The sequence below is a fragment of the Peptoclostridium litorale DSM 5388 genome, from assembly GCF_900141635.1.
Lineage (GTDB): Bacteria > Bacillota > Clostridia > Peptostreptococcales > Peptostreptococcaceae > Peptoclostridium > Peptoclostridium litorale.
Genome location: NZ_FSRH01000003.1, coordinates 164,792 through 191,616, shown reverse-complemented (window position 1 = coordinate 191,616; position 26,825 = coordinate 164,792). Strand labels below are relative to the sequence as shown.

Annotated in this window: 25 protein-coding genes; all 25 read right to left on the bottom strand. The window is 40.5% G+C overall.

What is annotated here, in order from left to right:
- Positions 1-4: 4 nt before the first annotated feature.
- Positions 5-1,432, bottom strand: coding sequence for a hypothetical protein (locus BUQ87_RS04145; RefSeq protein ID WP_038268109.1), 1,428 nt, complete (start codon positions 1,430-1,432; stop codon positions 5-7).
- Positions 1,433-1,476: 44 nt separating this feature from the next.
- On the bottom strand, positions 1,477-2,256 hold the full coding sequence (locus tag BUQ87_RS04140) for a ribonuclease HII (protein ID WP_038268107.1): 780 nt from the start codon (positions 2,254-2,256) through the stop codon (positions 1,477-1,479).
- A gap of 221 nt (positions 2,257-2,477) precedes the next feature.
- Positions 2,478-3,416 (bottom strand): TRM11 family SAM-dependent methyltransferase, encoded by a 939-nt coding sequence (locus tag BUQ87_RS04135; protein WP_038268105.1) that lies wholly within the window; start codon positions 3,414-3,416, stop codon positions 2,478-2,480.
- A gap of 257 nt (positions 3,417-3,673) precedes the next feature.
- Positions 3,674-4,624, bottom strand: a complete 951-nt coding sequence (locus tag BUQ87_RS04130) for a DUF429 domain-containing protein (protein ID WP_074210034.1) — start codon at positions 4,622-4,624, stop codon at positions 3,674-3,676.
- Positions 4,625-5,344: 720 nt separating this feature from the next.
- The gene (locus BUQ87_RS04125) at positions 5,345-6,622 is read right to left on the bottom strand and encodes a DUF2254 domain-containing protein (RefSeq protein WP_052636429.1); all 1,278 of its coding nucleotides are present in this window, start codon (positions 6,620-6,622) and stop codon (positions 5,345-5,347) included.
- 450 nt (positions 6,623-7,072) lie between these two features.
- On the bottom strand, positions 7,073-7,942 hold the full coding sequence (locus BUQ87_RS04115; protein WP_038268103.1) for a class I SAM-dependent methyltransferase: 870 nt from the start codon (positions 7,940-7,942) through the stop codon (positions 7,073-7,075).
- A 70-nt stretch (positions 7,943-8,012) separates the two neighbouring features.
- On the bottom strand, positions 8,013-8,825 hold the full coding sequence (locus BUQ87_RS04110) for a DODA-type extradiol aromatic ring-opening family dioxygenase (RefSeq protein WP_038268101.1): 813 nt from the start codon (positions 8,823-8,825) through the stop codon (positions 8,013-8,015).
- A 619-nt stretch (positions 8,826-9,444) separates the two neighbouring features.
- Positions 9,445-10,320 (bottom strand): ribosome biogenesis GTPase YlqF, encoded by an 876-nt coding sequence (gene ylqF, locus BUQ87_RS04105; protein WP_038268098.1) that lies wholly within the window; start codon positions 10,318-10,320, stop codon positions 9,445-9,447.
- 69 nt (positions 10,321-10,389) lie between these two features.
- Positions 10,390-10,731 carry a 50S ribosomal protein L19 gene (rplS, locus tag BUQ87_RS04100; protein WP_038268096.1) on the bottom strand — a complete coding sequence of 114 codons (342 nt, stop codon included), beginning with the start codon at positions 10,729-10,731 and terminating at the stop codon, positions 10,390-10,392.
- Positions 10,732-10,824: 93 nt separating this feature from the next.
- Complete coding sequence (gene trmD / locus BUQ87_RS04095; protein WP_038268095.1) at positions 10,825-11,517, bottom strand: tRNA (guanosine(37)-N1)-methyltransferase TrmD; 693 nt, start codon at positions 11,515-11,517, stop codon at positions 10,825-10,827.
- Positions 11,517-12,035 (bottom strand): ribosome maturation factor RimM, encoded by a 519-nt coding sequence (rimM, locus tag BUQ87_RS04090; protein ID WP_038268093.1) that lies wholly within the window; start codon positions 12,033-12,035, stop codon positions 11,517-11,519. The genes trmD and rimM overlap by 1 nt, the downstream gene beginning before the upstream one ends.
- A gap of 47 nt (positions 12,036-12,082) precedes the next feature.
- On the bottom strand, positions 12,083-12,313 hold the full coding sequence (locus BUQ87_RS04085; RefSeq protein WP_038268091.1) for a KH domain-containing protein: 231 nt from the start codon (positions 12,311-12,313) through the stop codon (positions 12,083-12,085).
- A gap of 26 nt (positions 12,314-12,339) precedes the next feature.
- On the bottom strand, positions 12,340-12,612 hold the full coding sequence (gene rpsP, locus BUQ87_RS04080) for a 30S ribosomal protein S16 (RefSeq protein WP_038268088.1): 273 nt from the start codon (positions 12,610-12,612) through the stop codon (positions 12,340-12,342).
- A gap of 41 nt (positions 12,613-12,653) precedes the next feature.
- On the bottom strand, positions 12,654-13,997 hold the full coding sequence (gene ffh / locus BUQ87_RS04075) for a signal recognition particle protein (protein WP_038268086.1): 1,344 nt from the start codon (positions 13,995-13,997) through the stop codon (positions 12,654-12,656).
- On the bottom strand, positions 13,994-14,359 hold the full coding sequence (ylxM, locus tag BUQ87_RS04070; protein WP_038268084.1) for a YlxM family DNA-binding protein: 366 nt from the start codon (positions 14,357-14,359) through the stop codon (positions 13,994-13,996). Before ylxM ends, ffh begins: the two co-directional genes overlap by 4 nt.
- 149 nt (positions 14,360-14,508) lie before the next feature.
- Positions 14,509-15,768 carry a signal recognition particle-docking protein FtsY gene (gene ftsY, locus BUQ87_RS04065; protein WP_074210033.1) on the bottom strand — a complete coding sequence of 420 codons (1,260 nt, stop codon included), beginning with the start codon at positions 15,766-15,768 and terminating at the stop codon, positions 14,509-14,511.
- Positions 15,769-15,779: 11 nt separating this feature from the next.
- Positions 15,780-19,343 (bottom strand): chromosome segregation protein SMC, encoded by a 3,564-nt coding sequence (gene smc / locus BUQ87_RS04060; RefSeq protein ID WP_038268081.1) that lies wholly within the window; start codon positions 19,341-19,343, stop codon positions 15,780-15,782.
- Between the two features lie 3 nt (positions 19,344-19,346).
- Positions 19,347-20,420 (bottom strand): elongator complex protein 3, encoded by a 1,074-nt coding sequence (locus tag BUQ87_RS04055; RefSeq protein WP_038268079.1) that lies wholly within the window; start codon positions 20,418-20,420, stop codon positions 19,347-19,349.
- A gap of 2 nt (positions 20,421-20,422) precedes the next feature.
- Positions 20,423-21,124: a ribonuclease III gene (rnc, locus tag BUQ87_RS04050; RefSeq protein ID WP_038268077.1), complete on the bottom strand. Its 702-nt coding sequence runs from the start codon at positions 21,122-21,124 to the stop codon at positions 20,423-20,425.
- A 21-nt stretch (positions 21,125-21,145) separates the two neighbouring features.
- On the bottom strand, positions 21,146-22,375 hold the full coding sequence (locus BUQ87_RS04045; RefSeq protein WP_038268075.1) for a peptidase U32 family protein: 1,230 nt from the start codon (positions 22,373-22,375) through the stop codon (positions 21,146-21,148).
- Between the two features lie 42 nt (positions 22,376-22,417).
- The gene (locus BUQ87_RS04040; protein ID WP_038268073.1) at positions 22,418-23,062 is read right to left on the bottom strand and encodes an O-methyltransferase; all 645 of its coding nucleotides are present in this window, start codon (positions 23,060-23,062) and stop codon (positions 22,418-22,420) included.
- A gap of 44 nt (positions 23,063-23,106) precedes the next feature.
- Entirely contained in the window at positions 23,107-24,114 is a 1,008-nt protein-coding gene (mltG, locus tag BUQ87_RS04035; protein WP_038268071.1) for an endolytic transglycosylase MltG, read from the bottom strand.
- Between the two features lie 119 nt (positions 24,115-24,233).
- Entirely contained in the window at positions 24,234-25,115 is an 882-nt protein-coding gene (locus BUQ87_RS04030; protein ID WP_038268069.1) for a tyrosine-type recombinase/integrase, read from the bottom strand.
- A gap of 99 nt (positions 25,116-25,214) precedes the next feature.
- On the bottom strand, positions 25,215-25,745 hold the full coding sequence (locus tag BUQ87_RS04025; protein ID WP_038268067.1) for an NUDIX hydrolase: 531 nt from the start codon (positions 25,743-25,745) through the stop codon (positions 25,215-25,217).
- On the bottom strand, positions 25,742-26,815 hold the full coding sequence (locus tag BUQ87_RS04020) for a DUF3866 family protein (protein WP_038268065.1): 1,074 nt from the start codon (positions 26,813-26,815) through the stop codon (positions 25,742-25,744). Before BUQ87_RS04020 ends, BUQ87_RS04025 begins: the two co-directional genes overlap by 4 nt.
- Positions 26,816-26,825 lie beyond the last annotated feature (10 nt).

Genomic DNA, 26,825 nt, shown 5'->3' with positions numbered 1-26,825 from the left:
ATAATCACACCCATATGTCAAAATTAGGAAAGTTCTGGTCGTCCTGCCCTATTACGCTCACCACGTCGCATTCTTCAATCTTCTTGAAATTCACGCTTATATTTTTGAAATTAAGGCCTTGAAGCATCTCATATATCATTGCAGAATTCGACTTAAACTTTTTAACGGCCTTTTCATCTTCGAGGCCAAATATCACTTCAATCCCCTTTATATCTGAATATTCAAGCCTGCAGGATACCTTCTTGAACCTTTCTGTGTCAAGCGAAAACAGCACGGAATAGCTTTCATGGTCTTTTTTGCTCTTTTTCCCTTTTTTGTTTTCAGTCATTTCCACAAGCCTTTTGGATTGGCCATCATTTATTGGTATTTGAACGTATGCTCCAGTCTTGGATATGTCGTACAGGAATTTAAGCTTATTGTTTGCCGTTTCCATTTCAAAAGCCTCGTCCTTGTCCATTTCAAGTCCGCCAAGCAGTCTGTCTATCGCCTCTGCGGCCTCTTTCAAAATCTCCTTTTTGCCCGCCAGTTTCGAGCCATCACCGTCCGTATTTTCAGTTAAATTTTTAATAATATTTTGAAGTCCTTCTTTTTGCAAAGCACCGCCACTGCCGTTCTCTTTTGCTCCTAGTGCAGGGTCTGTTTCCCCGTCTCCATTATATCCGTCTTTTCTGCCGCCATCGCCTTCATCTTTGACTCTCATTTTAAAGACCTTGTCAAACAGGTTATCCAGGGAATCCAGCACGCTAAATATGTTTTCACCATTGTATAAAAATGAATTGAGCGCATTAATGTTTGCCATGTTCATTGCCTGTCCATTTTTATATAGGAATATCAGGTCCTTTTTTTCTATTGAAGAAATGTCCGTTTTATTAGATAATTCTTTAACATTGTCTCCTTTGTTTCCTATGACTATTTCCCTTACCACGTTCTTTATGTCCTTTTGGATTATGTTTTCAATTTCTCCCTTTAAGTCCATGCTGTTGCTTTGGATTACAAATTTCAGTTTTTCAAACGAATTTATATTTTCCTTTATGTTAAAAAAATTCTCTTTGTTTACAGTAACCTCGCTTTTCATCATTTCCTTTGCTATCTCTCTGTTTTGGCTTGTATCCTGTATGTTCATGGACCTGAGCAGCTTTGAAGCCTTCATGTTCATCTCTCTTTGCTGCGCCGTTCCCTGTATTTGGGGCCTTATTACTATCTCATTTTCACTCTTCACTATTTTAAAAATGAGTTTTTCGCCCAGAAAATTTTCAAGGGGTATATTGCTCTTTACCGAAAGCTGCCTTCCGTTTTCAAGCACCAGTTTTACATTGTTCATGTTGGATTCAACTACAGTGGCCTTTATCTCGCCCTTGTTCAAAAGCTTGTCGACTTCAGCCATGTTTTTACTATATACGCCCCTAAGCAGGTTATTCGGATTTATCTTCATCTGTTCACCGCCCTGTACACATAGTGCTCATATGAATTTTTATTCTACCTTTTCCCCATTATCGACTTTAAAAAAGACATTCTGTGTATGTCAATTATACCGTGCTTTTGTATTGCCTCGTAGTGCTCCTTCGTCCCATACCCCTTGTGCTTTTCAAACCCGTATTCAGGATACTTTTTATGATATTCAAGCATAACCCTGTCCCTCGAGACCTTTGCAAGTATGCTGGCTGCGGCTATTGATATGGAGTTGCTGTCTCCCTGTATTATAGACCTTTGTGGTATGTCCACTTCAGGCAGCTTAAGCGCGTCTATAAGGAGGTAGTCGGGCTTTGTCTTTAGACCATCCACAGCCCTTTTTATTGCCAGCTTTGTGGCGTTGAGTATGTTATAGCTGTCTATCTCGCCGTGATCCGCAGATCCAATCGAATAGTCTATTGCCTTTTCCATTATCTCATCAAATAGCAGCTCCCTTTTCTTTTCGCTGATCTTTTTAGAATCGTTTATGCCCTCTATGAATACGTCCTTGTCGAATATGACAACCGCCGCGTATACCGGCCCCGCCAAAGGCCCTCTGCCGGCCTCGTCAATGCCTCCTACGGCCGTGTATCCCCTTTCAAACAGGGCATACTCGTTTCTCTTCAGCCACTCCACCCTTTCCCTTTCATGCCTTTCATTGTCCAGCTGCTTTGCAAGCCCTTCAGCCAATTTCTGTACGCCTTTTCTGCTGTCTTTTCTCAAGACATCTATGTATTCCAGGTATTCTTCCATTTTTATATTTTTTATCTGCTCTTTAACTTGAGCAACGCTCATATTTTCAAACATTATAACATCTCCTTTATGTTATGATATCACAATCATGCAGGCCTTCACAAATGAGCAATGCAGCCCATTGTCATAAGCGACATAAAAAAACCCTCTGATCATGATATTCTTTATATTTACAAAGATATCATGATCAGAGGGTTTTTGCACTACATAATAGGTCAATTGACTTTCCACTACCTATTGCACACTATTCCTAATTATAAGTCCATGTTCTCTTTTTATTCACAAACCCATATGAACCGTGTAAATTTCTTATTCACGCTTTTTATGATTTTGCAGGCATCAACGATTTTAAGCTGCTGTTCAGAAAGCAGAGACGTAATATCCTCTGACGAGACAATCACCGCTCTATCGGATATTCTCTTGGCATTTTTAATGATGTCTCCCTGCTCTTGTCTTGTTATTTGACTGCGTAGGCCATATGGCAAATCCACAATTGAAGCATCATAATGCTCAGTAATATCTTGAATGGCCTGATTGCTAACTTTCGCTGCATATCCGAAGTGTTCAAGATTACGAGTCGCGCTTCTCGCCATTTTTTCATTGATGTCGGAACCGGCTATTTTGCAGCCGGCAAAGCACCCTTCCAGCAGCACTGTGCCCGCTCCGCAGCAAGGGTCAATGATACTCCTTGAAGCATCCCCCTGCCCTGCTATATTAACAAGCACCTTCGCCATGTTTGCCTTTAGTGAATTCGAGTAGGTGTGAGGCCTTTTATCGTGCCTGCGCCATAGCCCATTGTTCCTAAGCAGCTCGCCAAAATACCAAAGTCCCTTATGAAAGGTTGTTCCGTAAGTCACTTGATGCACTTCGCCTTCTACAGGCTCTTTAAACTTGCCGCAAAGCTCTTTATACAGGGCCTTTCTGCCTTCTGCATAGGGGTCACCGCTCGCCAGTTTCAAATACTTTATGACAGAGTTTTTAGTCGTGTTTTCGTCCCGCTCCACTCTTAATAGCAGTTCCTCAAAAGTCGGCGTCTTGTGCCTGATCTCCAGTCGGTTTTTTATATAAGGGCTTGTGGACGGATTCACTGCCACGTCCGAGAAAAATACCTTTTCTTTAGGTGACGTCTTGAATAACGTCCTTGCCTCGATTGCCCAAAGTGTTTCTTCATGTTCCGGATAATTTACATTGTACAAGTATGTCTTATCTTTCATTATGCCTCCCGCAAATACTTTTTAGTCAGCTTCTATTTTATCATATTGGCGTGAGGTTCTGGTTAATACATGCGCTATTAATTATAATTACCTAGCCTGCCACCTCCATATGTGGCTGCTGCGACTACCTTTTTGCGTTGATCACCCTATCCAATCTATATTTCCGTAATGCCTTATATATTCAATATTATCTGTACAATATTATAAAGGATGTTCAAATAGGCAATGTTGAAACACCTCTGTGCCATACATCGATTTTATTGTTTTTCAAAACACTCCTTCTTTATCCTTTCAACTTCTCTTTCGAATTTTCTAAATGCCTTTGCCTGTTTTTCACTATCTAGCTCGATCGTTTTGGCTAGCTCTCCTAATTGAATGGTCAGTTTTGCTATATCTGCACTATTAAACATTCTTCCGGCACACATACATTCAGTTTTAGGCTTTTCAGAGCTGCATAAAGAATTTTTGTTAACTGCTATAGGAATTGTAATAAATCCATTTTCTACATCGCCAAATGTCTTCTGACCAGCAATTCCTTTATGTATCGAATAAATTCCATAAGCACTAATAAAAGCATCTACTTTATCTTCAATGTGCTTGTGATTATTTTTGTCTATGTTTATTTCACCAATGCCCAATTTCGATACGAGTCCTTGGACATGTTTCTCTTCTTCTTCAATTAATCGGAATCTCTCCAATATACGTTCCATTTGATATCTTGTTTCTTCATAAGCCACTTTCCTCTTAATCTTGTATTTAACGGGATAAATCTCCGGGAATAAGCCGCAGCAAACTGCCGAAGGGAAAGTCTCAATTATTGTCGATTTGCCAGGAATACTGTTTTCTGAAACCGTTACTGAAGGAACTTCTTTTTTGATTAGATTCATTAATACTTCGCCACGAATCTGCCCATATGTCCGGCTTAGATAGCTACGGCTTGCCACAAATAAAGATACATTGTGTCCATGAATTTTTTCGCTCATCAAATCTCGTTCAGCTTGTCTAGATCCAGACTCGTTTTTCACTATTAGGGGCGCATCTATAGCTATACTTACTGGCTCATGGCTACATCTTTTAATTATAGAAACAATATCTTCGTCACTCAAAATTGCCGATTTGAGATATTCGACTTCTCCTGATTCATTAATAACGCATACTCCCGTTTCATTCTTATAGGTCCATGCCAAATCAATGCCTATGAATCTCATAATTACCTCCAGTTAAAATTCTAGTCCCATATAATTTTATCTGTTATTTTCACAATCAACAACCATAACTTTCCACATTTCTTTACTCAAAATTTGATTAATGCATTTTAAAAACTTTAAAATTCAATTATAGCTGACACACCGTCTCCACATGTGTTGACTACTGACGACTGCTAATTTAACTATGCAACACTGAACTTATATCTGCCACAAGTCTTTCAAAGGACTCCATTGATTGTTCCACACTCTTGGTATTCTCCAGTGACATCATTCGCTTTTCAAGCTCGACCATCTGTCCGTCCAAAACCTCTGATGCCATATCGTATTCCGACTTGGTTATGTCACCGCTAGTGTACTTTATGCTAACATCAGGAAAACTCGTCTAATGGGAATCGTTCTACCTTGTGACACTCAATCGAGAAATCTTCTCACAAAATATTTGCTATATATAGAGCCATTTTCCAATATGCTTATATACAATTGCGCATAAAGCTAATTCATTTAAGCATGATTAGATATTTCTGCGAAATGGTAAGGCCCTACAAAAAAATATCCCTCAGAATAGTCTGATTTGCTTGGCTTTATCAGCCAGAGCTTTTTGCCACAGTCCTTGCAGAAGATTTTATCTAAAAACAAATGCTTCTTCGGAGTTGCTGGATTGTCAACACTTAATTGTTCAATTACTCAAAATAAAAAGAACGGCATGATGCGGCCGGTTTTCTATTTTAACGCTTCCTTTTCATATTTTAATACATTGTAATCCAAACCTTTTTTCAAGCTTTTATCAATATGATCCCAAACATAGTCGGCAAAACAAATTATTATGCCTTTGTTCTTATCTGTTGCATTTTCCATCGCATACCTTAAAGCCTTGAATATGGATAAAACAATAGATACATCACACTTTCCGTAGTTCACAATCTGGTAGAAAGTAAAATACAGCTCTTTTTCAAAATCAATCGCTTCAAATACAACTTTTAAATTTTCTTCATCATCCTCAAAAACTATATATCCATTTTCCAAGTCAGATATGAGCCCCAACAAAACACCCAATATCCTTATGCAGTGGTTTGCCGTATTGGGGTCGTTCACTCCCGAAGATATCGCTCTTAAAGCTATTTCAACTATTTTTTGCATGGAAAAATCAAAATCTTGAAGCTCATTTCTATACTTTCCTATTGTTATGCAATTCAACAGCTTCTTAGATAGTTCTTCATCTATAGTAATATTGTCTTTGGAATATATCGAAAAAACCACAGCGTTTTCTGTTACAAACTGTCCTATGACTTTTTCAAAAACAATTGTCGCAGACAGATCCTTTGCAATTATGTGAATCTTCAAATGATCGACAAGTTGAATATATCCGATTTGATCGTTTGTGAGCTTGAAAACAAATTTATAGTCTTCAAGCCCCATATTCTCTCTGATTGCCCCTTTTTTCAGCAGACCCTTGTATTCATTTATCCTTTCCATTGAACCTCTGTAAAGACTGTCTATTAGGTTTTCCGCCTGAATCAAAGCCGCCACATGATGTATGAATATAGCAAAATATGCAAGGCAGGTTATGGAGTATATTACTCCTATGGTGGCCGAAATCACCATATATTCAGAAATAGCAGCCCTCATGAACAATAGCGAAGATATGGAATATATGAATCCTCCCATAAAAACACCAAGAATTTTCATGGTGGTCTTATCACTAATGAAGTTTTCCAGCGTCCTTAATGAAAACTGTGAAGAATACATTGTCAAGACCACCATGGTGATTGTAAAAGTAAAAGTAGTCATGGTGAGAAGAGAACCAGCTATGGTGGCCAATATCGTCTTTGCCAGGTCAACGCTTGTGAATAGAACTTTAGGCAAGTAATTCTCGACATTAAAAAAAAGCCTCGAATCTATAATTATTATGAAAACAGCCACGATTAAGGACATTGTGCTGTACGAAATAGGATAAATCCATATGCTCCTTTTTATTTTTATCAATATTTTATTAATCATAATCCACCTCCAAAACCTTGTAGTTATAGAAAATTCACAGTCTTTAACAGCATTATCCTTTTCAAAAGTTAATCAAAAATCGATAAATTTACTGATAATACTTGTTTACCCTCTATTTGTGCAAAAAAACCGCCACATCGAGTTTTCTGTTTTGGGCCTCAGAAGCTTGTTTGTGCTGCATGATCCAGTAAGATCATACTCAGCTATTATATCTTTTCTAGGTTTTCCATTTAAATATAGTTGAACCATTTGATTCTTGAAGTCATCAGTGAATTTTCGACGTTCTCTGTTCGGCATAGTAATCTCTCCTATTTGTTTATTTATATTTTTAGATTACCGCACCTTAACTTTTCTGTCTTGTTTAGTGTAGCCTATCCAGTGATGGAGCCGCAGAAAGTGCACCTTATCTTAACCCACCATCTCTTTACACACTAAATATAGTTGCATTTCTTAGATCACTTCGGCAAGACTAATACGCTCGATCGGCATAACATCCATCACTCTACCGATTGGTGTTAGATATCTTTCTTGATACTCTGCGCTACCCACATCTTCAATCAAGTTAAGACCATTTGCTTTCAGATAATCACACATATTTTCCGGACTTAAGCCGTTAATCCATTTGATTCCAAACTTTTCTATCAGTTTAATGATATTCTTGTATTTGGGGAACGCCTCTGGATTTGTCAAATACTCCTTGAGTACATAAGTAAACACAACTCGGTTTCCTGCATTTGTCGATGCAATGTATTCAAACGTATCGACCAATGCTTCTTCAGATATATATTGCGAGACACCTTCCCAGATAAAAATCGTCTTTTTTGTCTTGTCATATCCAGCTCTAACAAGTTCTTCCTCCAGGCTCTGGACATTAAAATCTATCTGAACAAACCTCACATTGGATGGAACGCCAGCGGAAAGTCTGGCCATTCTCTCTCGAAAGCTATCAATCACCTCTGGTTGATCAATGTGATAATATTCAAGCTTACCTATATTCTCAATCCTTAAACATCTGGTATCATAACCGCCACCAAGATTAACGACAGCTTCAAAACCATCTTCAATCGCCTTTAAAAGAGCATCGTCTATATATCTGATTCTGCAAACAATACCACCATTCACACCAGGTGACAGCTTCTCACTAAGCCCCATAATCCAGTTATATAATCTCTTCGATTTCATAATACGAATAGTGAATTGGTTAAAAGATGTAACAAATTTATCAGAATATGGATCATCAAAAAGTCTAATCTCTGGTGGCAACATGTATTCACATGCTCTGACCACTGCGTTTTTCTCTGCCATCTTTGTACTTTTCATCCAAGAAACCTCCTTAGTCAGTGGATTTCCACGATATTTGAAAAATTTATAATGACCATTGCCATAGTCTTTATTTCCATAGAAATGCTGTAGCTCTTTTTCCAAGGATATAATCATCAAACACTTTAGCAGCAACACCTTTAGATAATCCAACACATACTAATAAAGGTAACAAATGCTCTTCTCTAGGATGACAGTACCTTGCCCCAGGGATATTTTCCCAGTGTATAAAGTCTTCCCTCTTTTTTTCTTCGTTTTTTTCACCACAGCAAATCTCAATAAGTTTGTCTTGAAACTCATCGTTAAGTGGATCTACAGTATTTTTTCCTTCAAAGTCAAAGCGTCTCATATTATGAAATGAAAAACCAGAACCAATTATTAGTAAGTTTTCTTCAAGTAACGGTCTTAATGCCTTCCCAACATTAAGATGTGTCAACGGATCAAGATTATGGTGCAGTGAAATTTGTATGACAGGTATATCAGCATTTGGATACATCATCTTCAATGGTATATACGAACCATGGTCATAAGGTCTTTTGTCGTCTAATCGATATTTAATGCCATTCTTCTTAAATAGTTCAGCAATTTTAAAAGCTAACTCACTATTTCCTTTGCATGGATATTTAACACTATATGCAGCTTCTGGAAATCCATAGTAATCGTACATAATCTCAGGTTCACTACCACTTTGAATTGTAACTACGTCTTCCTCCCAATGAGCACTGAACACTATAATTGAATCAGGCCTCTGTATTTGATATGGAAGATTTTTCATAAATCGAATCATTTTATCATGAGAAGGGTCATCCAACATTGGCAGCGGACCTCCTCCATGTGAAAAATATATAATCTGACCATTATGATTTACATTATCTTTGCACATACATACTCTCCTTCCACATCAAGTATATTTAATATTATAAATGGGCGTCATCATAATTCCGGCGCTTCTCTGGACGTTTGGATAGATAATCGTCCCTCTTGCAAGCTTTCTCGCGAGGGCTTGCCATCTAACAAATCAACCTTTTTTTACTGCGATGTAAAAAACATGTCATAATAAATATCTACCCAGCATTATTCATGTCTCCCACTTGTAGTACAGTTCACCTTAAACAATCCTCAAGCATCACACCTTATTTAATCAACTTTGGCAATGAGCAACACTCAACACAAATCATGTGCGCACACACCCACGCATAAAAGAATCCAGCCGGAATGGTTAGGCCGATTTTATGTAGTTTTGAAAGATTTCTCATCGAAATGCAAAGCTGAATCCGCTGGAATTTTGGACTGTCTGAGCGAAGCGAGTTTTCAAAATTCCCGGATTCAGCGCGCATGAGATGTCAGAAATCTCAAAACGTAAGATTATCGGCTGTTCATTCCGCTGGATTCTCTATTTGCACATTTTCAACCGTCTCCGTATTTCGCATTGTCATTAAAGGTTTTTATACAAAAAAAGAGAAGGCATAAGCCTTCTCTTCCTCGTTTTATTCCGTTCTACCCTATTCTGTTTCCTTTTCTATATCCTTCGGTCTCTCAAGGGTTATTTTCCCCATTGAGCCGCTTCTGAACTCCTGCAGCACTATGTTAGCTATTCTAGTGTAGTCGTACTCCCTGCCTGGCAGTATGCATCCTCTTTTTTTGCCTATGGTCTCCATTGTATCCAGCGGAGTCTCTCCAAGTTCGTCAAGCTTGTACTTTGCGGCAAGCTTTTCAGGCTCTATGTCCGTGAGCCTCTCTATTAGCCTTAGCGCTATAGTTTCAACGTCAAGAACGTCGTCCTTTATGGCACCCGTGAAAGCTAGGTTCAAGGCCACCTTCTCGTTATCGAACTTCGGCCATAGTATTCCCGGAGTGTCAAGCATCTCAAGGTCTCCCTTAAGCCTCACCCACTGCTTTCCCTTTGTTACTCCGGGCCTGTTTCCTACAGTGGCGCTCTTTTTGCCTGAAAGCTTGTTTATAAGAGAAGATTTTCCTACATTCGGAATTCCAACTATCATCATCCTGACAGCCCTTTCCTTTCTTCCCTTTTCAACAAGGCTTTGCATCTTGTCCTTAACGGCTTCCCTGCATGCCTTTGTAAGAGAGTCTATGCCCTTGCCGCTTACAGAGTTTATAAGCACTACCCTGGCGCCTGTGCCCTCGAAATATTCCTTCCACTCCTGCGTCTTGGCAGGCTCAGCAAGGTCAACCTTGTTAAGCGCTATGACTTTGGGCTTGTCCCCTATTATCTTGTCTATTTCAGGGTTCTTGCTGCTCATAGGTATTCTGCTGTCCATTATTTCAACAACCATGTCCACGAGCTTGAGGTTTTGAGCAATCAGCTCCCTCGTCTTTTTCATATGCCCAGGATACCAGTTTATATTCATGCTGTCCATATATATCACATCCTAATATTTTTCAGGAAATTTAAAAGGGACTGAATATCCAGTCCCATTAAAGTCTTACTATTTAGCAGGCTTAACCTTTGCAGCCTTACCAACTCTGTCACGTAGGTAGTTGATCTTAGCTCTTCTAACTCTACCTCTTCTTGTAACCTCTATCTTCTCGATTACTGGAGAGTGTACAGGGAATATTTTTTCCACACCTACACCGAAAGATATTTTTCTAACTGTGAAAGTCTCTCTGTTTCCTCCGCCTTGTCTCTTGATAACAACGCCTTCGAAAATCTGGATTCTTTCTCTTTTTCCCTCTGTTACTTTGATGTGCACCTTTACTGTGTCTCCTGCTGAGAATACAGGTAGATCGCTTTTAAGTTGCTCTTTTTCAATGCTTCTTATTATGTCCATTATTACTCCTCCTGATATACAACGTTCTTATCCTTGCTTCCGATAGAGGAACGTGCAAATTTTAACCTTTTAAATTATACCATAGACTGCGGTTTATTTCAAACCTTTTTTCAAAAGCTCGGGCCTTCTTTCCCTGGTTATGGCGTATGATTGCTCCTTTCGCCATTCGTCTATATTCTTGTGGTTTCCCGAAAGCAGTACATCGGGCACTTTCATGCCCATGAACTCCTGCGGCCTCGTATAGTGAGGATATTCCAGTAGGCCTTCCATGAACGACTCGTCCATGAATGACTCCTGCTCTCCAAGAACCCCCGGAATCATCCTTGCAGTCGCATCCATCACAACCAGCGCCGGAAGCTCTCCCCCTGTAAGCACATAGTCCCCTATAGAAATTTCTTCGGTTACTATGCTGTCTATTATCCTCTGGTCGACCCCCTCATAATGCCCGCAGAGGAATATTATGTCTTCTTTTTGAGAAAGCCTTTTTGCCATGTCCTGGTCGAATGTCTTCCCCTTTGGCGAAAGATACACCACATGGGGATTTCGTATTCCTTCCCCCTCTAAAACGGCCTCATAGGCGCTGTATATGGGCTGAGGGGTCATAACCATTCCCGCCCCTCCCCCGTAAGGGTAGTCGTCCACCTTTTTATGCTTGTTCTGTGAATAATCCCTTATGTTGAGTGTCTTTACGCCTATTATGCCGTTTTCTATGGCTCTCTTTATAATGCTCTCCGACACATAGTTTTCTATCATCTGCGGAAATAGGGTCAGGAAATAAAAATTCATTATATCATCCCCTCTATGGGGTCTATTCTTATAATCCCTTTCTCCATGTCTATTTCCTTTACAAATTCATCTACTACAGGTATTAGCACCTGCTTGTTTTCACTGTCTCTTACAGAATATATGTCGTTTGCCCCTGCCGTTTGTATCACATCGTCAACATCGCCAATATATTCGTCTTCCATGGTGTACACTTTCATGCCTATTATATCTTCTATATAGTATGTGTCTTCTTCAAGCTCTCTGTCGTCCTTGTCTACATACAGATATACGTTTTTAAGCTTTTCTACGTCGTTTATGTGGTCTATTCCACGCAGCTTGAGTATGACCATATTCTTTTTGTATCTTACCTTTTCTATTTTCACCTTTTCCGAAAAGTTTTCACCCAAAAACAACGAATCTATCTCCTCAAATCTTTCCTTGTAATCCGTAAGCGGATAGACCCTCATTTCTCCTCTTAGGCCCTGGGTGTTCACTATCTGGCCTATTTTAAGGTAGTCAGCTATAAAAATCGCCTCCATTCAAATTAAATCACAAAAAAAGGATTAGTCTACTAATCCTAATCCTTTTACTGTACTATTTCAACTATTACTTTTTTATTTTCCTTGGTTGCTGCAGCTTTCACAAGAGTTCTTATTGCTTTTGCAATTCTTCCTTGCTTGCCAATTACTTTGCCCATATCATCCGGTGAGACTTTAAGCTCTATCAAGAGTGACTGAGCTCCTTCGACTTCGTTTACAACCACTTCATCAGGATTGTCAACTAAAGCCTTGGCAACTAATTTAACTAACTCGCCCATCTGCTTCACCTCCTGGAAAAAACGGATTATTCGCCTTTTTTAGCTGCTTCGAACTTTTCTATTATTCCGTTTTTCTTGAAAAGACCTTTAACTGTTTCTGTAGGCTGAGCTCCTTCTTTAAGCCACTTTACAGCTTTCTCGTCGTTTATTTTAACTTGCTTTGGCTCTGAAACTGGGTTGTAGTATCCTATTTCCTCTATGAATCTTCCGTCTCTTGGTGCACGAGAGTCTGCAACTACCACTCTGTAAAAAGGTTTTTTGTTTGAACCCATTCTTCTAAGTCTTATTTTTACTGCCATATTTATTGTACCTCCTCAAATTTTATCAATCTATAATTTATTTAAAAGAAAGGAAATTTCATATTTCCGCCCTTTTTGAAACCCTTTTCCATGTCGGCAAACTTCTTCATCATCTTCTTTGTCTGCTCAAACTGCTTAAGCAGCCTGTTGACTTCCTGAACCGATGTTCCGCTTCCCTTTGCTATTCTCTTTCTTCTGCTTCCATTTATTATCTCAGGGTTGTTTCTCTCATCCCTTGTCATAGACTGTATTATGGCCTGAATCTTTACTATTTCCTTGTCGTCAAAGTCTATGTCCTTGAGCTGCTTTGCAGATCCCATTCCCGGTATCATCTCAAGCACCTTGTTCAGCGGCCCAAGCTTTTTGACCTGCTCAAGCTGGTCCAAAAAGTCCTCGAATGTAAACTGCTGTTTTCTTATTCTTTGCTCAAGTTCCCTTGCCTTATTTTCGTCTATGTTGGCCTGAGCCTTTTCAATAAGCCCTAGTATGTCGCCCATTCCAAGTATTCTCGATGCCATCCTGTCCGGATAGAAAGGCTCAAGCTCATTAAGCTTTTCACCCATACCTACAAACTTCACAGGCTTTTGAGTCACGGCCTTTACTGAAAGCGCAGCCCCTCCTCTTGTATCACCGTCAAGCTTTGTAAGTATCACTCCGTCTATGCCAAGGGCCTCATTGAAGCTTTCGGCCACATTAACGGCATCCTGTCCTGTCATTGAGTCTATTACAAGAAGTATCTCATGCGGTCTTAATTCCGATTTGATGTTTACAAGCTCGTCCATGAGCTGTTCATCTATGTGAAGCCTTCCTGCTGTATCTATTATCACGACATCTCTGCCGCTATCCACTCCGTGTGCAAGACCCTGCTTTGCTATTTCCACAGGACTGACCTTGTCTCCCATTTCAAACACAGGGATGTCGAGCTGTCCTCCGACAACCTTAAGCTGTTTTATAGCTGCAGGCCTGTATACGTCACAGGCTACCAGAAGCGGTTTTTTGCCCTGCTTTTTCAGGTAATTCCCAAGCTTTCCTGCGGTTGTAGTCTTACCTGCACCTTGAAGTCCGACAAGCATTATAACCGTAGGCGGCTTTGAAGAAAAATTTATTTTGCTTTGCACATCCCCCATGAGGGATGTAAGTTCCTCATTTACTATCTTTATCACATGCTGTCCGGGAGTAAGGCTTTCCATAACTTCCTGGCCAACTGCTCTTTCCTTTACCTTGTCTACGAACTGCTTTACAACTTTAAAGTTGACATCTGCCTCCAAAAGAGCAAGTTTTACTTCCCTCATAGCATCTTTTACGTCTTTTTCAGAAAGTTTGCCTTTGCTCTTGAGTTTGCCAAGCGTATTTTGAAGTTTTTCAGCTAAACCCTCAAAAATCATTTTAACAACTCCCTGCAGTGGTTCATTAATTTTTGGATGTCTTGTTCCAATTCTTCTGTTTGGCACTTTTGCGCTTTTGCCTGGATATTCTCAAGCCCCTCGCAAATGGCCCTTATCCCATTGTTTTTATTATCAAGCATCTCGACAAGCCCTAGCTTTTCCTCGTAGCCTTTAAGTATTTTTTCGGCCCTTTTCAGAGTATCATATACGGCTTGTCTGGATATCCCAAGATTTTCACTTATCTCACTGAGCGAATAGTCCTCATCGTAATAAAGACTAACCACATCTCTTTGTTTCGATGTCAAAAGCTCCCCATAATAGTCAAACAGTATGGACAGCTCAACCAGTTTATTCAAATCCATATTTCCACTTCCCATCACTAAAATGACAAGATTATTGGATAACAGAGACTAATATCTTCCAATCTGCTGATCATTCTCTGTAAAGCTCTTAGCCTTTACAGATGTATTTTATATTAGATTGGCGCTGTTGTCAACACTTTTTAGGTTTTTTATTCAAAAAGCGCGTCTACAAAGCTTCTTGCATCGAAATCCTGAAGGTCGTCAACCTTTTCTCCTACCCCTATGAGCTTTACTGGCACCTCTATTTCAGACTTGACTGCAAATATGACGCCTCCTTTTGCGGTTCCGTCCAGTTTTGTAAGCACTATGCCCGTTATATCTGCCACTTCATTGAACACCTTGGCCTGCTGAACCGCATTCTGGCCTGTAGTTGCATCCACAACAAGCAGAACTTCCCTGTGTGCATCTGGATACTCCCTGTCTACTATCTTGAATATCTTTCCAAGCTCGTTCATAAGGTTCTTTTTATTGTGAAGCCTTCCTGCGGTATCACATATCAGCACATCGGCTTTTCTCGACTTTGCCGCTTGTACGGCGTCAAATATTACAGCCCCAGGGTCTGCGCCCTCGCTGTGGCTGACTATGTCAACGCCTGCCCTTTCGGCCCAAACCTCAAGCTGGTCTATGGCTGCAGCCCTGAATGTATCTCCCGCGGCTATCAGGACTTTTTTTCCTTCTCCCTTGAACCTGTTTGCCATTTTTCCTATTGTGGTAGTCTTTCCTACTCCGTTCACGCCTATTACCAGTATTATGGCCGGAGTCCCTTCTATAAGCTTTTTGTCTTCATCTGCGGAAAGCATCTCAACAAGGACTTCCTTAAGCTCGTCCCTTACATCGCTCGCCTCTGTGACCTTGTTTCTTTTCACCCTGTCTTTGAGGCTTTCTATTATCTTCATTGTGGTTTCAAATCCCATGTCAGAGGTTATAAGCACCTCTTCAAGCTCCTCGAACAGCTCCTCGTCGACTTTTCCATATGACTTTAATACAGTGTCTATCCTTTCGGTTATTCCCTTTTTAGTCTTTGAAAGACCTTCCTTAAGCCTTGCAAACAGGTTGAATTTAGAAGGCTTTTCTTCCTCTTCCTCTTGGACTTCCTCTACAGGCTCTTCTGCTTCTTCCTGCTCTTCTTCAACCTGAACATTTTCCTCTTCTGGTTGAATTTCCTCTATGGCTTCATGCTCTTTTGGAATTTCCGCCGCATATTCTTTTTGCTCGATCTCCTGCTTTGCTTCTTGCTCTGACTCCTTTTGAACTTCTGCTTCAGACCCATCAGGCATTTCGCTTATATCAACTTTAGCTGCTTCCTCCCGAGGTGTTTCTTCGACACCAGAGTCCACTATTTCCTCTTGGCCTTCATCCTTTTTCTCTTCGCTCTTTTTGCCCAGCTTTCGAAATAATTTTTTAAACATTAAGTGCCCTCCTAACCAATTTTTTCTTCTCTTTCAAAATCCTTTACCTCTTCCAGCTTCAAAGTCAGTATGTTTGAAATTCCGCTTTCTTCCATTGTTACTCCGTATATATAGTCCGAAACCTCCATGGTACCCATCCTGTGCGTTATTGCTATGAACTGGGTCCTGTCTGAAAGCCTCTTTAGAAACTCCCCGAATCTGTATATATTGGAATCGTCAAGAGCGGCTTCAATCTCGTCAAGTATGCAAAACGGGGTCGGTCTCGTAAGCAATATTGCAAATATTACCGCTATCGCAGTAAGTGATTTTTCCCCGCCAGACATGAGGTTTATGTTCTTGAGGTTTTTGCCCGGAGGCTTTGCCACTATTTCTATGTCACTTTGCAGTATGTCAGCCGGATCCAGCAATTTCAAACTTGCGCTTCCTCCGCCGAAAAGCTCGCAAAATACCTCTTTGAACCTTTCATTTATACTTTCAAATTTTTCCTTGAATTCATTCACCATGCTCGATTCCATGTTTTTTATTATTCCAGTGAGATTTTCCACTGCATTTTCAAGGTCCTGCTTTTGCTCTTTATAAAAGTCATGTCTTTCTTTGACCTTGCCATACTCATCTATTGAATCCAGGTTTACGTTTCCTATTTCTCTAAGCGAGGCTTTAAGCCTTTTGATTTCCTGCTGGCTTATATTCAGGTTTTCGTCTTTAAGCTCAAGCGCATCTTCATATGTCAGCATATAGATGTCCAGCATTTTTTCAAATATGTTTTCCTGCTTGCTTTCAGCTTCCTGAATCTTGGTCCTCACATTAAGCTGCTGCTCTTTTTGAGCCATGTATTCGCTTTCATATGAATTCATTGCTTTTTCCACTGCATCTTTCTTAACGTCTGCTTCTGACTTTTGCGAAAGCAGTTTTGAAATCTCAGTTTTCATTTTCCCAAGCATCTCATTGTCTTTTTCAACCTGCTCCCTAAGCTGCGATGTACTATATTTAATTTTTTCCATCCCACTTTGAAGTGACATGCTTTCATTTTTTCTCTGCCTTATAAGCATTGCATACTTTTCAATTTCCCCGTCTACTCTCTCTTTTTCCCTGATGCTGTTTGAACGTTCAGACTGGAGCTTTGTCATTTCAATTACAACTTCATTTAGTGATATTTCATATTCTTTTGTATTTGTAGCACTGTCCCTCGAGCAGCTTGAAAGCTCTTTTAGCCTTTCCTGGCTTTTTTCTATTTCAGTTTCCAAAACCTTTATATCTTCGCCAAGCTTTTCTCTCATCGCCTGTATGCTGGATATGTTTTCTTGTATGCTCCCCTGTTCTCTTTCGAGCCTTGCTTTCTTTTCATCCAGCTCCTTGATTCCTGACGCTGCATTTGCAGCCTTGTTTTGAAGGAGCATAATACTTTTTTCATTTTCCTTTATGCTCTTTTCATGCTGCTCAATCTGGATACGTTTTTCATCCATTTTGCTCTTTAGCTCAGCTTCCCTTGTAATATTTGAATTCAGGTCTCCATCGAGCTTTTGAAGCATATCTGAAATTTCCTGTATTATTCTGCCCCTTGAAAGTATTCCGTCTGAATTTTTTCTAAGGGCCCCTCCTGTCAGCGATCCTCCAGGGTTTAGCACCTGTCCGTCAAGCGTAACTATCTTGTATTTATGTCCTGTTTTTCTTCCTGTTCTTATTGCACAGTCCATATCCTTTACTATTATGACTCTTCCCAGAAGGCTATCCCTTATACAGACGTACTCTGAGCTGCACTCCACAATGTCGCTTGCCACGCCTAATATGCCCTCGTCCTTTTCAAACTCCGGCTTTTTGAATGACTTCTTGCTGAATATGTTGAGAGGAAGGAATGTAGCTCTTCCAAAATTATTTTTTTTCAGGTATTCTATCGCTTTTTTAGCAGCATACTCGTCACTTGTGATTATGTTTTGGATAGCTCCACCAAGCGCCGTTTCTATTGCTATCTCGTATTCTTTTTCAACACCCAGTATGTTTGCAACAACATCCTGCACTCCGGCTATGCCGCTTTTTAGCACTTCCTTTACGCCTCTGTTAAATCCCTCGAGCTGCCTCTCCATGGATTCGTATATCTTGAGCTTGGACGAATTGCCCTTTATGTCCAGGTTTATCCGGTTTATGTCCTTAACTATAGTTTCAATATCCTCAGAATGCCTTGCCTTTTCATTGTCCAGGCTTTCTCTAAGGCTTGAAATCTCATTCAACTGGTCTGACGCCGACTTCACTTCAGCCTCTATGCTGCCTAGCTCCTCTGTTTTGTTGTCTTTTTCACTGCCAACTTCGTTTATTTCAGCTTCTATGGCGGATTTTCTTTCTCTCATGGCTTCAACCGACGCTTCAAGGCTTGATATTTTAAGCAGTTTCTTGTTTTTCTCGTCTACGATGTCTAATATGCCATCCTTAAGGTCTTCCATTTCGGTCTCGGCTTTTTCAATAGTTTCATTGTGGTTTTTTATGTGAGCCTCAATGGATTTCCTTTTCTCGCTCAATTCGTCTATCTTTTTGCTGTATTCATTTATATACTCTTTTATCTTTTCTGAATCCGCTTTACTCTTTTCAGTGCTTTTTTCAAGTGACTCGGCTTCGGATTCATTTCTTATTATGCCCGCTAATATGCTCGATTCCTTTTCCTTCAATATCCCTATTTCTGATTTTTTTCTTTCCAAAAGCTCCATAGTCTCATATTCTTCCTTTTGGAGCTTTTGATGCATATGGGATATTTCATCGCAGAGCTTCTTAAGCTTCTCAAGCTCTTCATGGTCACTTTCTTTTTTTGCACGTATACTGTCAATTTGCTCTATAAGCTTTTTTTCAGATTCAAACAGCTCTGAAAGTCTCGACCTCGTCTTTTCCACTTGATTTATGAAGCTGTTGACCTCAAGGGATTTTAGCTCTTTCGAAAGCGTTTTGTATTTTACAGCTTTTTTCATCTGCTTTTCAAGAGGACTTATCTGCTTCTCTATTTCAAAGAATACGTCATATATCCTTTCGAGATTTTCAGAAGTCTTGTTGAGTTTCCTCTGCGCCTCATCCTTTTTGTATCTGTATTTGGATATGCCCGAAGCTTCATCGAATATTCTTCTTCTAGAAGCCGAATTCGACGAAAGTATCTCGTCTATCTTTCCCTGCTCTATTATAGAATATCCTTCTTTTCCTATTCCCGTGTCCAAAAGGAGCTCTTTTATATCCCTGAGCCTGCACTGCTCGTTGTTTATATAAAACTGGCTCTCTCCCGATTTATAGGCTCTTCTTTTGACCGTGACCTCGGAAAAGTCAATGTCCATTATACTGTCCTGGTTGTCTATTGTAAGCGCAACCTCGCAGTATGACATGGCTTTTTTTTCCTGTGTCCCTCCAAATATTACGTCTTCGAGCTTTTCTCCCCTGAGGCTTTTCATCCTCTGCTCGCCCAGCACCCATCTTACCGCGTCTGATATGTTGCTCTTTCCGCTTCCATTGGGCCCTACAACTGAAGTTATTCCGCCGTTGAACTCTATTGTCGTTTTATATGGAAATGACTTAAATCCTTTAAGTTCTATCTTTTTTAAATACACAAGCTACCCCCTAAAATACATCTTTTCAAGACATTTGTATATTTGGTAAAGGCTAAAGTCGAGCTCTTTCTCTCCAAGCAATATTTTCAAGCTGCTTTCGCTCACTAAGTTGTCCTCGACTACAGCAAGCTCAATTTCCATGTTTTTGAAATATGATATATTTTCCTTTTTGTTGCCTATAATCTTTGACATGTTTTTCTTCGCTGCCCTTGCCGTCACTTTTTCCTCACCGCACTCTTTTATAAGAGAGTGTATGAAGTCCCTGTATATCCTGCTTTCTACCTTTTCCCTTATAGCCGGATGGTACGGGCCGCCTACCACTTGGTTTCCCATGGTTATGTTTTCAGTTGGCTGAAGCCCGACTCTTATTATTTTTATGTCATTGAGACTGTATATGACCATAAGCTTCTTCACTATCTCCACGGTCTTCTCTACGTCAAAAGGGACATAGCTTCCGCGCTCATAGTCCCTCTCAAGTCCCGTATCCCGAACCACAAGAGTCGGGTATATCCTTACAAAATCCGGACTAAGCTTTACAAACTCCCTTGCCGTATATATGCATTTTTGCTCATTGTCGTCAGGAAGCCCCACCATCATTTGAAGCCCCAGTGTAAATCCATGCTCCCTTATCATATTGGCGGAAGTTCTTACCACTTCGGAATCGTGCCCTCTTATGCTGCTTTTGAGGACCGTCTCGTCCATAGACTGCACTCCAAGTTCGACTATTGTAACTCCATATTCCTTGAGAATTTGCAGCCTCTTTTCATCTATTGCATCCGGCCTTGTCGAAAGTCTTATGTCTTTGACCTTTCCGGATTCCTTGTATGATCTGGCCACGCCCAAAAGCTCCCTTTGGAAATGGATGTCTATTGCAGTAAAGCTTCCCCCGAAAAAGGCTATCTCCACATCATTACTTTCTGTGTCTATGGTCTGCAGGTACTCCTTTATTATATCTTTTGCCCTTTTAGCGTTCATGTCTGTTTGAAGCCCTGTTATCTTTCTCTGGTTGCAGAATATGCAGTCATGCGGACATCCAATATGAGGAACAAATATAGGTATTATCTTCTTTCCCTTCATATTTAAGCAAACCTTTCTATGGCTTTTTTTGCAGCTTCCTGCTCCGCCTCTTTTTTTGTCCTTCCCTGTCCGCTTCCTAAAACCTTTTCATTGAATTTAACTTCCATTATGAACTTTTTGTCATGGTCAGGGCCGAATTCGTCTACAAGCTCGTATCTTATCTTCTCGCCGTTCCCTATGCTTTGAAGTATTTCCTGAAGCTCTGTCTTGTGGTCCCTGAATATGTTTCCATTCATAGACGCCTGTATTATGTCTTTTAGACGCACTTGTATAAACTCAGTCGCCTTTTCCATTCCTCCGTCGATATATATGGCGCCTATCACCGCTTCAAACGCATCTGCAAGTATCGACGATCTTTCCCTTCCCCCTGTGGCCTCTTCGCCCTTTCCCAGGAACAAGAACTCGCCCATGTTTATCTTTTTTGCCGCCTGGCTTAAAGACCTCTCGCATACTATTGTGGCCCTTTTCTTTGTAAGCTCCCCTTCCTGCAGCTCAAGATTTTTAAACAGATAGCTGCTTATAGCAAGTCCTAGAACTGAATCCCCCAAAAACTCGAGTCTCTCGTTGCATTTCGCCCCATGCACCTTGTTTTCATTCGCATACGAACTGTGCGACAGGGCTTCCTTTAAAACAGCCCTGTCCTTGAATGAGTAGCCTATTTTTTCTTCAAAATTTATAAGTATCTTCTGGTCATTTTTATTCATAATAATCTACCCCTTAGCTAATCACTTCTCTACTTTTTTTCTTATTATATAGTTTTCCTTTACTTCAATGTCCATTTTTATGTTTATAAGCTGCTTAGGGTGCGGCGCCGACTCGATCTCTTTCCAGTTTGCATCCCACATTTGCTCTACCGTGAATTCAATCTTTTCAAAATCCGGCCCTATTATTTCCATTGTATCTCCGATTTGGATCTTGTTCCTCTGCTCAACAAGCGCGACCTTCTTATCGCTGTCATAGTCTTTTATAACACCCATGAAATCGTATCCTCTTATATAAGAGCTTGAACCGTAGTGATGCTCATCTGGGCCCGGCTTTTCAAAATAGAATCCGTTTGTAAAATCTCTGTGGCTTACAGTCTTAATCTCGTCCATCCACTCCGGATTGAACTTCCAGCCCTTCGGATCTTCAATATATGCGTCTATAGCCATTCTGTATGCCCTTACGACATTTGCCACATAATATGCCGACTTCATTCTTCCTTCTATCTTAAGGCTCTTTATTCCAGACTCTATTATCTGAGGGATGTTTTCAATCATGCAAAGGTCCTTGGAGTTGAAAAAGAATGTTCCCCTTTCGTCCTCGTATACAGGAAAATACTCCCCAGGCCTTTTCTCTTCCATTAGAACATAGTTCCATCTGCATGGATGCTTGCACTCTCCCCTGTTCGAATCCCTTCCCGTCATGTAGTTGCTTATAAGGCATCTTCCCGAATACGATATGCACATTGCACCATGCACAAACGCCTCTATTTCCATATCCTCTGGTATATTGTCCCTTATGGTCTTTATCTCTTTAAAAGAAAGTTCCCTTGCAACCACTACTCTCTTTATGCCCTGCGAATGCCAGAACCTTGCGCTCATGTAGTTTGTATTGTTGGCCTGAGTGCTAAGGTGTATCTCCATTCCCGGAGTAACCTCTTTGATTTTCATTATCACTCCAGGGTCTGATGCTATGAATGCATCTATTCCCACATCTTCAAGTTCCTTCAGGTATTCGTCAAGTCCTTCAAAGTCTTCATTGTGAGGTATCATGTTTACGGTCACAAATACCCTTTTGCCCCTGGCATGTGCAAATTCAACGCCCTCTTTTACCTCTTCCATGGAGAAGTTTTTAGCAGCCGCTCTCAGGCCGAATCTCTCTCCTCCAAGATATACGGCATCCGCACCGTACAGTATTGCCATTTTAAGTTTTTCAAGGTCTCCCGCTGGAGCCAAAAGTTCTATATCTGTCATTTTATGCACCTCATGCTCTCTATTAATTTATATTTATACTCATTATTTTTTATAGCTAAGCGCCACTCCGTCCCCTATCGGGATTATGCTCGTCTCAAGCTCGTCAATGCTGCATATGTGGTCAAGATAGTTTCTCATCCTCTTTATTATTGTCTTTTTCCTTTTTACTGCAAACTCGTCGCTTGCAACCATTCCCTTGTAGAGTATGTTGTCTGATATCAAAAGTCCGCCTTTTTTGAGCTTGTCAAATACAAGGTCGAAAAACAGCTTGTACTGGCCTTTTGCTGCGTCCAAAAATATCATATCATATTCGCCTTCTAATTCCTTTAAAATCTCGCAGGCGTCTCCTTCAAGTATGGTTATATTTTTTTCAAAACCGCTTTTTTTGATGTTTTCTTTGGCGATTGGTATTATATTTTCATTTCTCTCCACGGTTGTTATCTCGCACTCCCCTCCGGCAGATTTTGCAAACACTATCGAAGAGTAACCTATAGCAGTCCCCACTTCCAGTATCTTCCTCGGCTTTTGGAAGTTCAGCATAACCCTTATGAGCTGAGCCACTTCCGGCTGTATTATCGGAACTATGTTTTCATGTGCATATTCCTCAAGCTCCTGCAAGAACGGCTCCCTTTCCCTTATAGTGGCCCTTATATAATTTTCCACCGGTTCGCTTACTATGTTGCTCAACTATATCATCCCTTTCACAAAGAAATAGATGGATTCTCACCCACCTATTCCGAAAAATTCTTTTTCTTTGCCTCTAAATGTTCCTTGTAAGTTTTTGAAAAAGTGTGGCTTCCGTCTTTTTTTGCTACAAAATATAGATAATCCGCATCAGCAGGATAAAGGGCCGCCTTTATTGACTTTTGGCCTGGCGATGCTATGGCCGACGGAGGAAGCCCTGCATATTTATATGTGTTGTATGGAGAATCTATCTCAAGGTCGGCATAGCTTAAGTTTGCCTTCCTCTCCTTCAATATATATTGTACAGTGGCGCAGGATTCAAGCCTTCTCTCCAGTTTGAGCCTGTTGTAAAATACAGACGAAACCAACTCTCTTTCCGAGTCAGCTTTCGCCTCCCTTTCGACAAGCGACGCCATTGTTATTATCTCATTTAATGTAAGTCCCATCTCTTCCTGCTTTTTTTCATATTCCGGCGCATACACCTGCTTGAATCTTTTGAGCATTTTTGCTATTATCTGCTCTTCGCTATCATCCTTTTCAAAATAGTATGTGTCCGGGAACAAAAATCCTTCGAGAGTCTTTATGTCTTCGCCCTTCAAAAACTCCGCCTCGTCATAAAATACAGAAGGAGTGTTCACAAGTTCCATGAACCTTTCACTGCTTGCAATTCCAATTTCCTCAAGCCTGTTTGCAATCTTGTATGATTCAAAACCTTCTGGAATTGTCACTGATATGCCCTCGCTGAATGTATCGCCGCTGTTTAGCATATGGAGTATCTCAACATTCGAGCTCGACCTGTAAATTTTGTATTTGCCCGCTTTTATTGATTCCATTTCGTTGGTCTTGGCCAATATCCTAAAGAAGATCTCATTCCTTATGAGCTTTTTCTCATGCAGAATATTTGCCGCGCCTTCCATATATGTCCCCTTTTGAATTTCGACTACCTCATATTCACTGCTGTTTTTTTCGTAAGGTCCAATCTGGGCCTTAAAATACATCCCTGCGCCCAAAACCGCCACTATGGCCGCTAGCGCCAAGGCCAAAAATTTTTTCATAGTATACCCTCTTTCAGTACGTGAGTTGCAGCATGAGTGTAAATTTATTTACTTTACATAATATATTATTATATTATCGAACCCCTGATTATACAATATAAAACTCAAATCTGTGCACTTTAGCCTCTAGGGTGATTGTTTTTTATCTCTTTTCTCGCACTTTTTCTCACTGTATCCATATAGGCCTGCATGCATGAAAGTGTGGAATTCCCCAGTATCTGGCTCACTATTTTTATGTCCGCCCCGTTTTGAATCATGTGGACTGCAAATGAATTTCTAATTACCGAGGGTGTGACGCTTTTGTCTATCTCCGCCATTTTTGCGTATTTTTTTATTATTTTCCATATCCCCTGCCTTGTGAGCCTCTCCCCTTTTGAATTCACAAAAAGAGCCTTCTGCTCTTCACTTCCCACAATGCTGTCTCTTGCATTTTCCATGTATGCCTTGACACTTTTCAATGAAAGGCTTCCAAGGGGAATAGCCCGGCTGCTTCCCGAGCAACTGCAACTTATATACTCCATTTCAAGGTTCACATCATCCACGTCTATTGATATTATCTCAGACACCTTCATCCCGGTTCCATACAGTATTTCAAAAAGAGCCCTGTCCCTTTTCCCTGTTTCGGAATCCATGCTTATTCTGTCAAGAATACTCACTATTTCTTCTTGGGTTAGTATTGCAATGCCCCCATTTTCTATTTTGGGCTTTTTAAGATTTTTGGCAGGATTTTTCTTCACGCCTTCTTTTTCACACATAAATTCATATAGTGACTTTATAGAAGAAACCATGCGTGAAAGCGTTGAAGTTGACATCTCCATGCCCTGAAGGTGTATCAAAAAACCCATCACGTCATTTTCCGTAGCCCCTTCAATATTTGCCTCTTTGGATTTGATGTATCCAAAATATTTTTTAATGTCGTTTTCATAAGACATTATTGTATTTTCAGATAATTTCTTTTCATCCTTTATATACTCCTTATATTTTTTGAGGATTTTTTCCATTCATATCTCTCCCAATTAAAACTTTTCCAAAAAATTATGTAGAACAAATCCCCTTCCCCAAAGCTTATAATAGCTCATTATTCTGGGAAGGGGAAGTTTCTACAGCAGTTTGTCCACATATAATATTGATATTATGCTCTTTGCGTCATGTATCTCATTGTCCTTTATCATCTGGACAAGATCTTCTATTTTGTATTTTTCTATCTCTATATATTCATTCTCGTCAGGTTGCGCCTTGCCGTTTTTAAGCCCAGTGGCAAAATATATGTGTATCTTCTCATCTGTAAATCCCGGCGAAGAGTAAAAATCCAATAAAAACTCCATGTTTTCCGCTTCATATCCGGTTTCCTCTTTAAGCTCTCTTATGGCGCACTTTTTGGGATCTTCACCATTGTCCAGCTTTCCAGCGGGTATTTCAAGCACACAGTCTTCAATCGGCTTTCTGAACTGTCTGACCATTATGACTTCATTTTCTTCAGTAAGAGCTATTATGCCTACGCCTCCAGGATGCTCAACAATTTCCCTCTTTGAGTATCTCTGCTTCGGAAGTTCTACAGTGTCGATTCTGAGGTTTACAATTTTGCCATTGTATACGATTTCACTGCTCATGGTTTCTTCCCTTACTATCATTTCAATCCCTCCATTATGTGGTATGCCGCAGCTGACGCCGCCTTGAAGAACTCTTCATCTTCTTCGAAACCTCTGCCCATGCTTTTGACCTTCATACCATAGTGGTCGAGGGCAATTTTTGTCGAATCATCATCAACAAAGACCACATCGTGCTTTTCCATAAGCCCGTTTTCCTCAATCTGGGCCCTAACCCTTTCAAGCCTGCTTTCATCCTGTATGTTTATAGGAATTTCAGCCCTGCACCACGCCATGTCCCCCAGTATGGTTACAGTATGGTGGCTTATTCCAAAATGTCTTTCCCTCTTGTCCGCAAAGCTTATCCTTGGAATTGCAACCGGACGTCCTCCCAGCTTTGCCACGCTGTCCAGTATATAGGCCTGCTCTATGCCTGTGAAACCATATTTCGTTCCAGTTCCAACTATCCCAGGACCCATGCATATAATAATTATATCAGATTTAAGCACCTGCTTTGCAAATATAATTGCAGAGTGGACATTTACGCTTTCGAATTCGCCCCCGAATGCATTACCACAACTTATTGTATGGTCTATAAGACCCTTTTCCACTAGGCTTTTCACATTCCTGCTCAGATACATCGGAAGAGCCGCCCCGTCAGTCATTATATATGTTATCTTCTTTTCAGAGTCCATAAATTTCGCCGTGCATGCAAACGGCACAAGCTGGCTGTGAAGCGTTCCAACTGCAACAGGGGTTCCTTCAAGCGATGAAAACCTTTTTATCTCTTCGTGGTACTTGCTCTCCTGCTCTTCCACTGCAAAACACTTTATCTGGAAGGGAGTGTACCTGAGCTTCATTATGTGGCCGCCCGGGCTCATCTGACTCTGCGGGCTGTCCATATTTGCAATTACGAAATGGTAGCCTCCAGTTCCAAGCCCAAGCTCTACAGCCGTAGTGTTCAAAAGAAGCCTGTCTCCTTCGCTGAGTTTGCCTGTGAGCAGTGTATATGATATGGCCTTTTCTATATTGCCATCTATTTCCACAGTCATCTCCTGCATGTCGTCATATTCTCTTGTTATTGATCTGACCAAACCAGTCTTTTTGCTAAGCATTGTATACTCC